We start from the raw sequence: 16,150 nt of genomic DNA, 5'->3' as shown, positions 1-16,150 counted from the left end.
GGCATTTTTAGCTACCTGCCGGTACGGCGTTCACTAGGTCCACGCCATCTACTATAACTACCTGATACGTTTCGAGCGGCAAATCCAACTGCTGCTTGTAGCCTGCCGTCATACGCTCCACGAAGTCTTCGGCATGCGCGGTTTCTACTAAGTTGATGGTGCAACCGCCGAAGCCGCCGCCCATCATGCGCGCGCCCAATACGCCCGGAGCGTCTTGGGCTAACTCTACTAGAACGTCCAGCTCTTTGCAACTCACTTCGTATTTGTCGCGGAGGCCGGCGTGCGAGCCGTACATTTCTTGGCCAAACGCGGGCATGTCACCCGCCAGCAAATGAAGGCAAGCCGCTTCTACCCGCTGGTTTTCCTCTACTACATAGGAGCAACGGCGGTACAGCAGGTCGCCTAGTTCTGTTTGGTGCTCTTTCAACATGGTGAGCGTGATATCCCGTAGGCTGTGCACGGCTGGATAATATTGCTTGATCAGCGCCACGCCCTGTTCGCACTCCTGACGACGAGTGTTATACTCCGAGCTGGCCAGGGAGTGCTTCACGCCTGAGTTGCAGAGGATTAGCCGGTACGTCGTCGTGTCGAAGGGGAAGTACTCGTAGTCCAAAGAGCGGCAATCCAGACGCACCACGTGCCCGGCGCGGCCATACAAACTGGCAAACTGGTCCATGAGGCCGCTTTTCACGCCCGCAAATTCATGCTCCGCCGCCTGCGACATATGTGCCATTTCCAGGCGGTCAAATTTGCCCCCCAGCAGCTTATTCAAGGCAAAAGCCAGCCCACACTCTACCGCCGCCGACGACGACATACCCGCCCCAATTGGGATGTCACCCCCAAACACACAGTCGAAGCCCGGTACCGCGAGGCCCTTGCGCTGCATTTGCGCTACCACGCCCTTCAAGTAGTTCGCCCACTGGATGTCGCTTTTTGTTACTTCCTCTGCCAGCGAAAACGTGTAGGTTTTGTCCAGATCATGCGCTACAAGATTAGCCATATCAGTCCCATTCAGCCCAACCGCAAAGTGAATCTCTTTGTCCACGGCCGCCGGCAGCACAAATCCCCCATTATAATCAGTGTGTTCCCCAATCAAATTGACGCGTCCGGGCGCACGCACAACGAGTGGCTCGTAACCAAAATGAGTTTGAAATGTGGCGACTATGGCTTGAGACATCATAAGAGTAATGGCTAGGGATGGACGGAAAATAAGAAAGGAAAAGCGAAGTGATAAAGGTGAAACTTGAGCGACAAATACGCAAACGATTGCGAAACTTTAATGCTAACATACCAACTCTAAATCTGCCTTAAAAGCAACATTAGGTGCCCTTCAACTGACCAGTATAAAAAAGCAACAGTACAGCTTAGCATAAGCATGTTTTGAGGCTAAGTTGGTTGAAAAAAGCGCAGGGTAAATGATGTAATCATCTGTTTGTCAAAGTTTAAAAGATGAGTTGTATTGAGGGAATATCCATTTTTGTCCAGTTCGTTTTTTCTCAGATAAGCTTTCTTAACTGCGGAATATATGTAAACGTAAGAGCAAAAAAGGCAGATGCAGAACAGTCGACTTTACTTGTTAGAATACAGAAATTTTGAGCAAAACTTTGCTGAAATGGCATCTGGCCCAGCGCAAATTGCATGATTTTAATTGACATTAGGTATTTTTCCTCTTATCCTTACAGTGTATAATTTCAATTTTTAAGAAAACACAGCCGCTTGTATCTGGATACTTCGCCCCAGATTTTGTTTTTAAGATCCATAGCTAGTCAGCGCAGCCCGAAGAGTACTTCGTTATCTGTTTGCTGATTTTTTTAGGCCTTTAACCGCAAACGTTTGCGCCGAGTGTGTAAACTTGAATTGTTGAACATCGATTCACTGCCTCTTTCACCTTAATTCCCACCAATTATTCTTCTCATATGAAAAAGCCCGTACCCAAACTGCGTTGGCTAGCACTTCCAGCGCTCATGTGCTCCTTGCCGCTTACGGTAGCTGCCAAAGCTCACGTGGCTGTCAGCGTCCGTGCCGCACTGCCTTATGCAGTGGTGCAAGCGGCCGATATTACCGTTACCGGCCGTGTTACCGATGAAAGAGGTGATGGTCTGCCCGGCGTGAACGTTGTGGTAAAAGGCACCACCAACGGCACCCAAACTGATGTAGATGGCCGTTATACCATCACCGCTCCCGACAATGCCACTTTAGTTATCTCCTATGTAGGCTACACCTCTAGGGAAATAGCCGTGGGAGGTCGTACAACCATTGACGTGCCTTTAACTCCCGATGCTCAGTCATTGAGTGAAGTGGTCGTGGTAGGTTACCTCACCCAGAATCGGCAGGATGTGACGGGCTCGGTGGCTTCGGTTTCCTCCGAGGATATTCGGCGGGCACCAGTAGCTACCGTGAACGAAGCCATTCAGGGCCGTCTGCCTGGCGTAACGGTTACGAGTTCGGGTCAGCCAGGCCAAGCATCTAACGTGAACGTGCGCGGTATCGGCACGCTGGGTGGTACCAGCAGTGGCCCGCTGTACATCATTGACGGCCTGTGGACTGATAACGTGCGTGACTTCAATCCGGCCGATGCTGAATCGGTGCAGGTATTAAAAGATGCTGCTTCGTTGGCCGCGTATGGTTCACGCGGTGCTAACGGCGTTATTATTATCACTACGCGTAAAGGTCGCACAGGTGCCCCGGCTATTAATTTCAATGCCTATGCCGGTGTACAGAACATAGCGAAGCGCTATGATTTCCTAGAAGCTCCAGAGTGGGCAGCTATTAACAACTTAGCGTACGAGAATGCGGGCTTACCACGCCAGCCTTCGTCCAACCAGCTGACAGGCACAAATACCGACTGGCAGGAGGAGCTATTTCAAACGGGTAGCATTCAGGATTATAACCTTGGCTTCTCGGGTGGTGGCGAATCGTCGAACTACTTGATTTCAGCAGGTTACTTCAAACAAAAAGGCACTATTGTAGGGCCAGAATTTGATCGGTATAGCTTACGTATAAACACGGGTTTCAACCGTGGTCGTTTACGTGTTGGCCAGAACGCTCTGCTCACCCGTGCCGACCAAGTAAGGGTAAACGCCTTTAATACGGGCGCTGGGGGAGGGGATGCTGTTCGCCTGCCCTTTATTGATGTAGTGCGTCTGCCCCCGACGCTACCAGTCTTGGATCCAGCTAATCCTGGTGGGTTTGCCTTTGGTAACTCCAATAATTCCACCTTTGGTACTAACCCTATTGCCTCGCAGAGCTTGCTGCGCAGCACCTCGCTTTCTAACCGTTTGCAGGGCAATGTTTATGGAGAACTAACAATTTTCGACTTCCTGCGCTACCGGCTCAACCTGGCGACAGAGTTTCACTCCTTCCGCGATGAGGACCGTCGCCGGTATGGACAGCAGCGCCAGAACGACCCGCTTAATCCTTCCTATTTTTATCAAGGCCGGGGAACGGAGTTGTTTTTGATGGCTGAGAATACCCTGACCTTTGATAAAAGCTTTGGTCAAAATAACTTCACGGGTGTAGTGGGCTATTCGGAGCAAAAAAATACATTCGAGATATCACGCGCTGTTAATCGGGGTTACGGTACGGGACCAACATACTATTGGTCATTGGATGCAGGTTCACAGAATCCAGCTGTCAGCGGGAGTACTGATGTCTGGACCAAGCGCTCCTATTTTGCTCAGGTAACCTATGATTATGACCAGCGCTACTTGCTGACGGGTGCCTACCGTCGCGACGGTTCTTCCCGTTTCAGCCCCGAAAATCTATATGGCAACTTCTACTCTGCCTCAGTTGGCTGGCGCGTTTCGGAGGAGGCTTTCTTTGATGGCATAACAGCTATCAGCAACCTGAAGGTACGGGGTAGCTACGGACAACTAGGTAATGATGGCTTGCCTGGTAACTACCTGTACCAGGGTTTCATCAATCCCAACGTTAACTATCCATTTGGAACAGGACAAACGGTGCTGAATGGCAACTCTCAAACCCAATTGGCTAGCACTGGTATTAAATGGGAAACCCGAGCTACTACAAACATTGGCTTTGACTTAGGAATGCTGGAAGACCGGTTTACGTTCTCCGCCGATTACTACGTATCGCGCACGAAAGATGCCTTGGTGAACCCTGATCCTGCTTTATCCTTAGGTAATGCTGGCATCAATCCTTACGTTAACCTAGGCCAAATTGAGAACCGTGGTTTCGAGTTTATTGCTAGTTACAACGAGAACCGGAGCAAGTTGCGCTACGGAATTCAAGCCAATCTGAGCACTCTGAAGAACAAAGTTCTGGAACTGACCAGGCCAGGCGAGGTATTCGTAGCTGGACCTGAAGGAGGCATCACTCGCACGGAAGTAGGCTACCCAGTTGGGTCATTCTACTTGTATCAGTTCGATGGCATTTTCCAGACTGGCGACAACATTGCCAACAGTGCTCAGCCTGATGCTCAGCCCGGCGACGTACGATATAAAGATCTGAATGGCGACCGGGTAATTAATGAAGCAGACCGGGCTCATTCAGGTAGCCCTTTTCCCAAAATCCAGTACGGTATCAATCTTACCTCAGGGTACGGTGGGTTTGACCTGGCTGTGTTCTTCCAAGGCATTGCGGGCAACGACGTATGGAACGGCACCCGCTTCTGGACCGACCGGCTAGATGAGAACAGTGCCTATCGGAGCGATTTGAATCCGTGGACTGTAACCAACCCCTCCAACAGCACGCCTCGGCCAGTGAAAGAAGGCCCATCGGCCCGTAACAATAGCCGGGCAGCTTCTACCCGCTGGCTAGAAAGCGGATCGTATCTGCGTATGAAAAACGTACAGCTTGGTTACACGATTCCCAAGACAATGCTGGAGCGTGTGAAAGGGATAGGTAGCTTGCGGGTTTACATCACAGGCCAAAACGTGTTCACGATAACGGACTACACCGGCTACGACCCCGAGACTATCGGTGGTGTAACGGGTGGTGTACTTACGCGCGGGCTCGATGAAGGCAGCTACCCCAACGTGCGCACCTTCACCGCAGGTATTCAGCTGGGCTTTTAGACTCCGGCGTTTCCTCCAACTTTCAACTGATCAGACATGAATATTTCAAAACTCGGACTTTGCGCGCTGGCTGGCTCTTTGCTGCTGACTACGGCCTGCGAAAAAGATCTGCTCAAACAGAATAACCCTAACATAGCCACTAGCCAGTCGTTCTGGCAAACCAGCGATGATGCGGTTAAAGGCGTAAACGCCGTATACAGCGGCTTGCAGCAACTCGGTACCTACCGGCGCTGGCTTCACTTTGCTTTAGACTTGCGCTCCGATGACGGCTTTAGCACTAGTCCTTGGGGCGAACTGGCCGACTTTACCAAGTTTCGGCAGGTAAACTACGATTTCGAGCCCTCGCGCGACATCTGGCGCGACCACTACCGCGCTATCAACCGGGCTAACCAGGTTATTGCGTCGGTGCCGGGCATCACCATGAACGAAGGCTTGAAAAAGCGCGTGATTGCGGAAGCTAGATTTCTGCGGGCGTTGTACTACTACAATCTGGTGTCTTTGTATGGCAATGTACCCTTGGCCTTAGAGCCGTCTACGGTAACGTCGCGGCCTGCGCAGGGTACGGAGGCTCAGGTGTGGGACCAGGTTATTGCCGATTTGCAGGCTGCTGAGCCTGACTTAGAGGTTTCTTACACCGGCAGTGATGTAGGCCGCGCGACCCGCGCGGCGGCAGCTACTTTGCTGGGCAAGGCGTACATGCAGCTCCGGCGTTGGCCCGAGGCATCCACTCAGTTTCAGAAGGTGATAGCCGACACGCGCTATAGCCTAGTAGCTGATTATCAGGATAACTTCAAGCACACTACCGAGTACAATTCGGAATCAATCTTTGAAGTTGGCTTCTCGGATGTGAACCTGGGGGGCAATGATGGCGACGACGCTAGCTCATCGGAAGGTGGCCAACGCTCGCAGTTCTGGGGAGTGCCCGGCGATGGCTTTACCGACGGTGAAGTGCGCCCTTGGGTACGCGACGAGTTCTTGACCGAAGCTACTGCCGCCGGTACCCGCGACCCACGGTTGGGTATTACTCTGTTTTATAATCCCCAGCTCACGCCGAATACCATTCCGCGTGGCCCTGAGCCCACGGTTTATGGCGAGCCATTTAATACCCGCTTCGCACCCGGCAGCACCAACAACTCGCGCATTTACTGGCGTAAATACTCCACCGATTACTATCGGGATTTCGAAAACTTCGACTCACCTATCAATCACCGGGTGATGCGCCTGGCCGACGTACTGCTGTTGCAAGCCGAAGCATTGAACGAGCAAGGGCAGACCGCCGCCGCTGTTCCGCTTATCAATCGGGTGCGGGCACGGGCTGGCATGACACCACTGGTAGCAGGCAGCTTTACGCAGGCCAGCTTGCGTACACGCATCATGCATGAGCGAGTAACGGAACTCACGGGTGAAGGTCTGCGCTGGTTTGACTTGAAGCGCTGGGGTGTGGTTGATCCGCAGCCCGGCATCGACCAAACTGCCGCGCTTAATGCTGCTAGAACCCGCGACCCCGATTTTACCAGCTTCGAGCTAAATAAGTCACGCTTGATACCTATCCCGCGTACGGACGTCGACGTAGCTCGCTTCACGCAGAACCCCGGATGGCAATAAGCTAAGTGTCAGCCTAGTTAATTGTTGCGTAACAGCCGCTCCGGCCCTGGTCGGGGCGGCTGTTACGTTGGCGGGCCTGCTAATTGGTTCACCGCGCAACAGGGTTTAGCGTATTGCTAGTATCCGTAACTAATACTCAACATTATGCTTTCCATTCTGCTTCGCCGCCTCCTGAGTAGTGTATTGGTGCTAGGGTTGGTGGCTTGTGAAAAAGACAAGCCACAGACCTCTGTTCCGCAGCCTACTCCTAGCGTTGATGCCATCACTTTCCAAAACCCAATCTTGTCCTCCGGCCCTGACCCATGGGTGACGGAGAAGGACGGCTTCTATTATTACATGCACACCACGGGCAATAACCTGCGGCTGTGGAAAACGGCGAAGATGTCGGAGTTGGGGTCGGCAACGAGCAAGGTAATTTGGACGCCGTCGGCTTCTGGTGTCGCCTCACGGGACATTTGGGCCCCCGAGATTCACTTTCTAGACGGGAAGTGGTACGTGTATTTCACGGCCGGTCCAGGTAATTGCTGCGGCGGACAGCGGCTGTGGGTGTTGGAAAACGCTGCTGCTGATCCAACTACCGGTACTTGGGTAGAGAAAGGTCAGATTGCGGTACCCAATCAGGATCTGTGGGCCATTGATGCCACTATTTTGGAGCAAAACAACAAGCGCTACCTGCTCTGGTCGGGTCAGGAAGCCGGATCTGTGGAGCAACGCTTATATATTGCCCCTATGAGTAACCCATGGACGATAAGCGGCCCCCGAGCCGAGTTGAGCCGACCTGAATACCCGTGGGAAAGAAACGGCGACCCTAAGGTGAACGAAGCTCCCCAGGTACTAAAGCGCAACAATAAAACCTTCATCGTATACTCGGCCAGCCACTGCAATACCGATGATTACGGCCTGGGTTTGCTCACTACCAGCAGCACCGCCGACCCAATGATTCCGACTTCCTGGACTAAGTTGGCTACGCCCGTCTTTATCAAAGATCCAGCGGACCGAGCCTATGGGCCGGGTCACAACAGCTTTTTTAAATCGAAAAACGGGCAGGAAGACTGGATTCTGTACCACGCCAACGCGGGCCCCAATCAAGGTTGCGGCGACGCCCGTAGTCCGCGCATGCAAAAGTTTACCTGGAACGCCGATGACACGCCCAACTTTGGGACCCCGGAGCCTATTGGGGTGCAGTTGCCGGAGCCGGGTGGCGAGTAAGCCTCAAATTGCCCCCCAGCGTGTCTCCACCTATTAAAGTACTTGTAGCTCTCTCCTTTATGACACTAAACAAGCCTACAAACCTGATTTTAGGGCTAGCCCTCAGCTTATTGGGCGCTTGCCAGCAAAAAGCCTCTACTGTTGTCAGCACCCCGACGGCCAATACGGCCGAAACACTGGCTGAAGCCGACGTGCCCGCACTGAACATCGTCAATCCCGTGTTGGCCGGCGACTTTCCTGATCCGTCGATTACCAAAGTGGGCGACACATACTGGGCCACGGCTACTTCCTCAAACTGGGGGCCGGTCTTTCCCTTGCTGAAATCGACGAACTTAACGGATTGGGAGCTGGCGGGGCATGTATTCCCCAATGAGCTGCCCGAGTGGGCCGATTACTACTTCTGGGCGCCGGAAATTAGTCAGGAAGGCAACAAAACGTATATCTATTATACCGCTCACCAAAAGGGCGGCAACTTGGCCGTAGGCATCGCCAGCGCCGATAGCCCCGAGGGGCCTTACCGCGACCATGGGCCCATAGTAGGGCAGGAGGTAGGCTCCATCGATGGGTTTCCGATGCGCGACGAGAAAGGTGAGCTGTACCTGATTTGGAAGGAAGATGGCAATAGCCGCAACCTGCCCACTCCCATTTGGGCTCAGCGCCTCAACGAGGAGCACACGGCCTTGATGGGAGAAAAAAAGGAGCTGTTTCGCAACACGGATCCATGGGAGGGCAACCTCGTGGAGGGCGTAGCTATGGTAAAGCGCAACGACTACTACTATGCCTTTTATGCCGGTAACGGCTGCTGTGGGCCCACCTGTACCTACGGCATAGGGGTGGCACGGGCGAAGAACCTGCTGGGCCCGTGGGAGAAATACGACAAGAACCCGATCCTGACCAAGAATGACAAGTGGGCTTGCCCCGGTCATGGTACCGTGTTCAACCGCGGCAACCGTTGGTACATGTTGCACCACGCTTACGATACGCGCAGCTTCGAATTTGTGGGCCGCCAAGGTGTAATAAGCGAATTCACCTGGACGGCCAATGAGTGGCCGGAGTTCCGGGCCGACAATACGGTGGCCGCCAGCACTGCTTCCGCTCCCAAGCCCCGCAACTTGAACGATGAATTTGACCAGGCTACCCTGCTGCCGACCTGGCAGTGGCCTGTTGAAGAGCGGCCCACAGTAGCCCTGCGCGACGGAAAGCTGCAACTCACGGCCCGTCCTCAGCACAGCGGCGCCGTACTCGGCCAGCACACCACCACCGCCAACTATACCGCTACCACTACGCTGCTTAACCCCAGTAAGCTGCCAGCTGGCACCGTAGCTGGATTGGCCGCCCACGGCGACCCGGAAAACACCCTGGCACTTACCACGGGCAACGGCAAAATGCAGCTCTGGCAACTGCAAAAAGGCAAACAGAAAACTTTAAGCGAAGTGAAAATGCCCCCCAACGCTGCCCTTACTTTACGAATGCAGGCCCAAGGTGGCAATCAGTTCCGCTTTGACTGGAGCACCGACGGCGGCAAAACCTGGCAAGCCATGCCGGGTATGAGTGCGCCCGTGAATGGCACCTACCTACCGCCTTGGGATCGGGGCGTGCGGGCTGGCGTGCTGGCAAAAGGTCCGGTTACGGCTACCGTGGCTTTTGAGAATTTTACCTTGGAAAATCAGTAATCGACGTTTGCAGCGTCATATGACTTAGTCACAGAGGGTGGGCAGGTCAGGATTGCGAGCAAAGGCAAACATGGTGTCAAGCTGGGAAGCCGTGACGCGGTCAGTAGAGAGGTCCAAGGCCGCAATCTCCTCTCGTCGCACCCAGCGTGCTCCTAAGGTTTCGGAGGTCTCGGAGGATAAATCGCCCCCCACTACCTCGCAGTGCACAAAGCATTTGTACACGTATGCATACTGAAGCGGGTGCATGTGCTTTCTCTTGTCGAGTAAGGCTAGTAGCCGCCTAGCCTGTACTTGCAGGCCACTTTCCTCACGCGCTTCTTTTACGGCTACTTCAAAGGGTGTCAGGCCTATATCGGCCCAGCCGCCGGGCAAGGTCCAGCGGTTACCATCCATTTTTTCCTGAACCAACAACACCTCGTTCTCTCCCCGAAACATAACTGCGCGCACGTCTACCTTAGGAGTTTGGTAGCCGGTTTCGGAGGCAAAGAGCGTTGTTATTTTTTCAAGTGGTACTCCAGATAGCTCTTGCATTAAAGCTGCACTGATAGAGCGTATTTCGGCGTAGCGCTCGGTGTCGTAAGCGTTTTCGGCGTATGTGAGACCGGCCTGCGCTAGCGCTTGCAGACGTTGAGTTAGAGCTAGTACAGCAGAAGCAGACATAGGTAAGCGTATAAGTAGTAGGAGAAGCCAGTAAACGACGATGCTTAGCTGACGTTTAAAATTATCAGTACAGTGAATGAATCAATTGTAAAATTAGATAATGGGTCTGATAACAAAGTTCGTTTAGCGTAGTAGGCTGATCTTAATGATGATACAAATACTATATAGTTCACTTACTCCGTTCAAGCATGCTGGTTACACATAGTGGCAGTTAACAAATACATATAATGAAAAGCCTCTCAAACTTCAATTGGGGGGCTTTTTTGTGTCATGGTAAATGCGTAAGAGCACGAGATACAGTAGCGCTTGCTGCCTCATAGTGACAATGACTCGTCTTCATTCTGTATTGTGCTATTGAATTTTTTCAATAATAGGTAGGAGCTGTCTTGTGCAATTATAGCGTATTAACTAGGTACTATTCTATGAAAAATGGCGTAAATGCTGCAGCCAAGCGGTTTTTGGGACGTCTCTAAGAAAATCTGCCTGGTTTTTGCGAAATTGTAGCTCTCTTATTACGGTCCTGATGGAGTGAGTATGAAGCATCTTGTCTTTGGTTGGTTTTGTTTGATAATAATGGGGGGAAGCGTGCCCTTGTGGGCGCAGCAAGCCAAGCCCCAAGCCCCCGCTCCCGGTGCGGCTGCTCCGGCGCCACGCAGCTCGGGCGGTAAGCTCTCACAAGAGCCGGCTCAATACATAGTAGATGTACAGGCCATGATGGCCAGTACCAACAATGCGGCGGCTAAAGCCACCGCGGCCAGCTTACAGCAACTGTGGGGAACCAACAAGCTCACCGCTACGCACCAAGCAACTATTGTGGCGATTTCCCAGCAGATGCTGGCCAAGAAATACCGTCCGCGCCCGCACTTCGACTCCTTCTTCCAGACCCTTCTGGCTGGAGCTACCAAGCAGAATCTCTCCGATCAGCAAATGACGGAACTACTGGGGGTAGTAGCCAAAGCGGTGGAAAAAGAGGAGCCAGCTACTACTGAGAAGTTTTTGGCTAGTGCTGCCCAGTTTTTGAACACCAAGACCCTGTATACCTCGCGCTACAATAATCTGCGGGTGCTGGGGGGCAATTTTAGCTTTGCCTACAACGAGAACGATAATCCGCTGCCCGCGCCGCCGCGCCCAAAGCCCGTAGCGCCCGCGCCCGTAGTTGCCAAGACTGAGCCGCTGGCTACCACGCCCAAGCCAGCCGCAGTTCCAGCTAAGCCTAAGCCCAAGAAAAAAAGCAACGACGGCTGGGATACCGCCGACCTCTGGGACTCCGGCAGCGACAATGGCTGGGGCAGCGATGATGGTTGGGGTACTCCCAAGAAGAAAGCCGCAGCGAAGGCGCCCGCCAAAATCAGCACGGCCAAAACGCCCGCTAAGGCTGCTGAGCCTGTCGTGAAAGCTCCCGAGCCTGCACCAACGCCCGCCTTCGACAACTACGACACCTATATGGCGCCGCCTACCCGCGGACCGGTGCTTATTATCAAAGACGCCGACCTAATGATGGCCACCGCCGGTGACAGCGTGGTGCTGCGCAAAACCAGTGGCATCGTAGTGCCCGGCCGTAGCAGCTTCGTGGGCCAGGGTGGACAAATGGCCTGGACGTTGAACAGCAACCCTGTAACGGCTGACCTAACTAGCTACGATTTCGATATTGCCAAAGCCGAGTTTACCGCTGAGCCCGTCACGCTCACATATCCGGCGGTGTTGGAAGCGCCTATTCAGGGGGCATTTTCTTACAAAAGCGTAAAGAAAAAGCCCGGTGCTACCGACTCAGGCTATCCGCGCTTTATCTCGCTGACCAACGATGCTCGCGTAAAGAATCTAGGCGACAACATTCGCTATGTGGGGGGCTTTTCGCTGGCTGGCAACAAAATGCTGAGCGCCTCGCTCGATGGCAGTTTATCACGCATTACTGTGCAGGCCGATGGCAAAACCAAGTTTGCTGCGGCTTCGCGGGCCTACGTGCTCGGCGATTCTCTGCTGACGGCTGCTCGTGCCGCCGTGACCATCTATCAGGACAAAGCGGACTCACTCACCCACCCCGGCGTTAAACTCAAATACAACAAGCGCAACCAGGTGTTGCAGCTAAACCGGGAGGATGGTTTGTACAAAACCACGCCGTACTACGACTCTTATCATCAGATGGAAATCGCGACGGAGCTGCTTACTTGGCCCATTCGCACGCCGCTGATCGACTTTTCGATGCTGACCGCCAAGAATCAGGTAACGGCCAGCTTCGAGTCGAAGGAGTTCTATACCAACACCCGCTACCAGCAGATTAAGGCTATAAATAAGCTGCATCCCCTGCAAATGGTAGTAGGCTATAGTCAAGCCCACGGCGACGTTAAATCCTTCACAGTAAGTCAAATGGCCACTGATTTGAAGGTGAAGGAGGCCAATGTGCGCTCGGCGGTGGCCGGTTTGGCGCGCGATGGCTACGTAGCCTGGAATGCGGAAGCCGACGAGGTTACCTTATTGCCCAAAGCGAGCCATTATGTGCGCTCCTCGCGCGGCAAGAAAGACTACGACCACATTGCCATCAAGTCGCTGTCGCCGAGCGGTAAGAACGCGACCCTAGATTTGAATAGCAACGACTTGATCGTGCGCGGCGTGGACCGCTTCAACTTCTCCGACGACTCCGTGACGGTGTACGTGAAGCCCGACAGCAGTACAATTCGCATTCAGAAAAACAGGGGCGTATTATTTAACGGAACGGTAGTCGCTTCCGCCTTTATCTTCAAGGGCAAAGAGTTCAGGTTCGACTACGACGGTTTCTTCATTGATCTGGTGAAGATTGACTCTATCATTGTAAAGGGCAAGAACTCGAAAGGCTCGGTGATGAAGACGCGCAAAGACGCCGATTTTGCCCTCACTAACAAAAAGAAAACATCGTCTGGTAAGCTTTACATCAACGACCCGAAGAATAAGTCAGGCCGGAAGCGGCTAGGTGCTTATCCATCCTTCGATGCTTCTACGGGTGCTTACGTGTTCTTCAACAAGCCCGAAGTACTAGGTGGCGCCTACGATACGGCCGTTTACTTCGACATTCCTCCTTTTCGCCTCGACTCGCTGAACAACAAGAACCGCTCGGCTGTCGGGTTCAAGGGTACGTTTATGTCGGGGGGCATTTTGCCGCCTATTCAAACCAAGCTGAGCCTGCAGGATGATGGCTCGCTGGGCTTCAATTACAACGCGCCTAAAGAGGGCTTGCCTGTGTACGGGGGCAAAGGCCGCCTGTACAATAAGGTGCAGATGAGCAACCGCGGTATTCAGGGCAATGGCGAGCTGACTTACTTGGTGGGTAAGCTGCAAAGTGAGCAGTTTATCTTCTACCAGGACTCCGTGGTGACCGCCGGCAAATCAGGGACTATTGCGCAGGGGCCGCTGAATGGGGTTAGCTACGCCAACGTCGCGCTGCTGCCCGGGTATGAGATGAAGTGGGTCGTAAAAGCCGACTCCATGTACATCAGCACTCCGAAAGATGGGATGGCGCTGAAGTTTTATGCCGGTGAGTATGGCTTTAAGGGTACTGCCATTTTAACGCCCGGTGGCCTGTACGGCGACGGACGGATGGATGGCCCCCAGTCCTTTATCCGCTCCCCGCAGTTTACATTTTTGCCCACCAGCTATAAGGGAAGAAAATCTACGCTCAGCATCAAGTCTTCGGAAGCCAACAAGCCGGCTCTGACGGCTAATGAGGTAGGATTCGACTACGACATCAAGCAGGGCTACGCCAACTTCACCCGTGAGGAAGGCAGCAAAGCCAGTATCGACCTGCCGTACTCTGACTTCAAAACTACGCTGAGCGGCGGCCGCTGGGATTTCAAGAAGAAGTTTGTACAGATGCGCGTGGCGCCCGGCGCCGACTCAACCAAGGCATATTTCTACTCGACTAAAGAAGAGCAAAAAGGCCTGAAATTCCGGGGTACCAGTGGGGAGTACGACCTAAGCCGCTACCGCCTCGTGGCTGGTGGCGTGCCTTACATTGCCTCCGCTGACGCCTGGATTGTACCCGACAGCAGCAAGGTATACGTGCTGGCCAACGCCCAAATGCGCTCCTTTAAGAACGCGGGCATCGTGATGGATACGCTAACCAAGTACCACGACCTGTACAAGGGTGAGATTGAAGTAAAGTCGCGCACGTCGTTTACTGGCAGTGCCTTGCATAGCTACCGCAATGCCACTGCTGATTCTTTTGCCATCAAGTTTGCCAACTTCACCGTGGACTCGGTGGCAACCCGTGGCAGCTTAGCGCAGACGGGCCGCGGGAGTGGTAAAGGGCTGCTGGGGGGCAAAAAAGAAAGTATTATGAGCCCGTTGGCGCCGCCGACTGTGGCGGTAGCCAACATTCAGGCCGCCGAGAAATTCCGGCTCGGGCCCCGTATTCCTTACCGGGGCAGTGTGCGGCTCAACTCGCAGCGGCGCGGCTTTATCTTCGATGGACAGGCCCGCTTGGACTTCACCTCCCAGCCCGCGGCCAGTGGTTGGTTTGCAGTCCAGGATAGTATCGACCCCAAGAATATGCGCATCAAGCTCCGTGACTTGACCACGGAAGACGGCACGCCCATGCTCACGGGCTTGTTCCTGTCGGGAAGTACGGCCAAGGTGTATCCACTCTTTGCTGCTCCCAAGCCCGATGTTACTGATCTGAACGTCTTTAAGGTAGATGGCACGCTGAGCTTCAATGCCAAGAAGCGCAACTACACCATCGCCCGCCACGACGCCAATGACATCAATATCTACGAAGGTCAGGTATTGAAGCTCGACGACTCTACGGGCACTATGACGTTTCGGGGCAAGATGGAGCTGATTCAATCCAACAAAGACTACGCTCTGACGGCTGCCGGCGTGGGCCGGGCCAACCCCGACAGCAACCGCTACGAGTTGGATACCTTCTTGGCCTTTGACATCAACATGCCTGAGAAAGCCATTGAAGCCATGGCCGCTGACATAGCCAATAACATCAAAGGAGCGCCCGAAGCACTAGATGGCTCTCAGAACGAGTTGTATAAGCTAGGAGAATTTATCGGCAGCAAAGCCGTACAGAGCTACGCTGCCAGCAAGGGTAAATATGTGCCGCTGCAAAAGCTCTCGTCCAAATTCCTGCATACAATCGTGCTGAATAAGGTAAACTTTGAGTGGTCGGAGAAGAAAAAGGCGTGGTATTCGGTGGGCAAAATTGGCTTAGCTAGTATTGGCAAGAAAGACCTAAACGCTCTGATTGACGGCTACATCGAAATCAAGCGCGAAAGTACCGGCGACGCCGTCGAGATTTATCTGGAAGCTGAGCCCCGCACGTGGTACTACATCAAGTACACTAACAACGTGGTGCTGGCGAAAGCCCAGCATGGCTCCTTCGACGAGATTATCAGCTTGAAGGCTAAAGGCGACTACAACACCGCCACCACCTATGGCTTCTACCTCGGCGACGACCAAGAAGTACAGCTTTTCCTCGACCATTTCCGCAAAGACTACCTCGGTGAGGATATCAAGAAGCGGAAGGTAGCGCCCATCTCCAGCGGCAACGACGAGGGCAACTTCGATAACATGGAGGACACCGGCAAAAAGAAGAAAAAGAAAAAGGAGCCGATAGTAGACCAGGGCACCACGCCTGCTCCCGATGCACCCGCTGAAGACACTGGCCGCAAGAAAAAGAAGAAAGACGAAGCCGTAGATCAAGCCGCTCCGCCGACTGAAAAGCCGGTAGAAGAGCCGAAAAAAGAGAAGGAGAAGAAGAAGAAGAAAAAAGCCGACGAAGAAGATCCTTTCGGTGATTCGTAACACATTCAGATTCTGCTTAAGAAAAAGCCCCCCAGAAATGATCTGGGGGGCTTTTTACTGCTAACGGTCATGCAGAGCGGGAGCGAAGCAGCTCGCGTGCTGATGATTGATTAGTAATCCTGCCACCGCTGGCGAGCTGCTTCGCTCCCGCTCTGCCTGACCGCCAGAATAATGATGATGGTCAGTGAA

Annotated in this window: 7 protein-coding genes; 5 read left to right on the top strand and 2 right to left on the bottom strand. The window is 53.4% G+C overall.

Going from position 1 to position 16,150, the window contains the following annotated elements; genetic code table 11:
* Positions 1–7 precede the first annotated feature (7 nt).
* Positions 8–1,180: a galactokinase gene (galK, locus tag ACW9KT_RS15930; protein WP_457082141.1), complete on the bottom strand. Its 1,173-nt coding sequence runs from the start codon at positions 1,178–1,180 to the stop codon at positions 8–10.
* A gap of 736 nt (positions 1,181–1,916) precedes the next feature.
* Here galK and ACW9KT_RS15925 point away from each other — a divergent pair.
* The 4 genes from ACW9KT_RS15925 to ACW9KT_RS15910 all read left to right on the top strand — a co-directional run bounded on the left by ACW9KT_RS15925 (position 1,917) and on the right by ACW9KT_RS15910 (position 9,523).
* Positions 1,917–5,036 (top strand): SusC/RagA family TonB-linked outer membrane protein, encoded by a 3,120-nt coding sequence (locus tag ACW9KT_RS15925; RefSeq protein ID WP_457082139.1) that lies wholly within the window; start codon positions 1,917–1,919, stop codon positions 5,034–5,036.
* A gap of 36 nt (positions 5,037–5,072) precedes the next feature.
* Positions 5,073–6,641 (top strand): RagB/SusD family nutrient uptake outer membrane protein, encoded by a 1,569-nt coding sequence (locus ACW9KT_RS15920; RefSeq protein WP_457082137.1) that lies wholly within the window; start codon positions 5,073–5,075, stop codon positions 6,639–6,641.
* 144 nt (positions 6,642–6,785) lie between these two features.
* Positions 6,786–7,850 carry a glycoside hydrolase family 43 protein gene (locus tag ACW9KT_RS15915; RefSeq protein ID WP_457082135.1) on the top strand — a complete coding sequence of 355 codons (1,065 nt, stop codon included), beginning with the start codon at positions 6,786–6,788 and terminating at the stop codon, positions 7,848–7,850.
* A 59-nt stretch (positions 7,851–7,909) separates the two neighbouring features.
* On the top strand, positions 7,910–9,523 hold the full coding sequence (locus tag ACW9KT_RS15910; RefSeq protein WP_457082133.1) for a family 43 glycosylhydrolase: 1,614 nt from the start codon (positions 7,910–7,912) through the stop codon (positions 9,521–9,523).
* 24 nt (positions 9,524–9,547) lie between these two features.
* On the opposite strand, the gene ACW9KT_RS15905 is transcribed toward ACW9KT_RS15910, so the two are convergent.
* Positions 9,548–10,183: an NUDIX hydrolase gene (locus ACW9KT_RS15905; RefSeq protein WP_457082131.1), complete on the bottom strand. Its 636-nt coding sequence runs from the start codon at positions 10,181–10,183 to the stop codon at positions 9,548–9,550.
* A gap of 534 nt (positions 10,184–10,717) precedes the next feature.
* Between ACW9KT_RS15905 and ACW9KT_RS15900 the strand changes: the two genes are divergently transcribed.
* Positions 10,718–15,961, top strand: coding sequence for a hypothetical protein (locus ACW9KT_RS15900; RefSeq protein ID WP_457082129.1), 5,244 nt, complete (start codon positions 10,718–10,720; stop codon positions 15,959–15,961).
* The last annotated feature ends 189 nt before the right edge of the window (positions 15,962–16,150 follow it).

It is taken from the genome of Hymenobacter sp. HD11105 (genome assembly GCF_054051685.1).
Note: the sequence above shows the minus strand (reverse complement) of the source record. Positions and strands in the feature narration are given on the sequence as shown.

What these genes read in the sequence shown, in the direction of transcription:
- galK (WP_457082141.1), bottom strand. Translation starts at nt 1,180, where the DNA reads ATGATGTCTCAAGCCATAGTCGCCACATTTCAAACTCATTTTGGTTAC.
- ACW9KT_RS15925 (WP_457082139.1), top strand. Translation starts at nt 1,917, where the DNA reads ATGAAAAAGCCCGTACCCAAACTGCGTTGGCTAGCACTTCCAGCGCTC.
- ACW9KT_RS15920 (WP_457082137.1), top strand. Translation starts at nt 5,073, where the DNA reads ATGAATATTTCAAAACTCGGACTTTGCGCGCTGGCTGGCTCTTTGCTG.
- ACW9KT_RS15915 (WP_457082135.1), top strand. Translation starts at nt 6,786, where the DNA reads ATGCTTTCCATTCTGCTTCGCCGCCTCCTGAGTAGTGTATTGGTGCTA.
- ACW9KT_RS15910 (WP_457082133.1), top strand. Translation starts at nt 7,910, where the DNA reads ATGACACTAAACAAGCCTACAAACCTGATTTTAGGGCTAGCCCTCAGC.
- ACW9KT_RS15905 (WP_457082131.1), bottom strand. Translation starts at nt 10,183, where the DNA reads ATGTCTGCTTCTGCTGTACTAGCTCTAACTCAACGTCTGCAAGCGCTA.
- ACW9KT_RS15900 (WP_457082129.1), top strand. Translation starts at nt 10,718, where the DNA reads ATGAAGCATCTTGTCTTTGGTTGGTTTTGTTTGATAATAATGGGGGGA.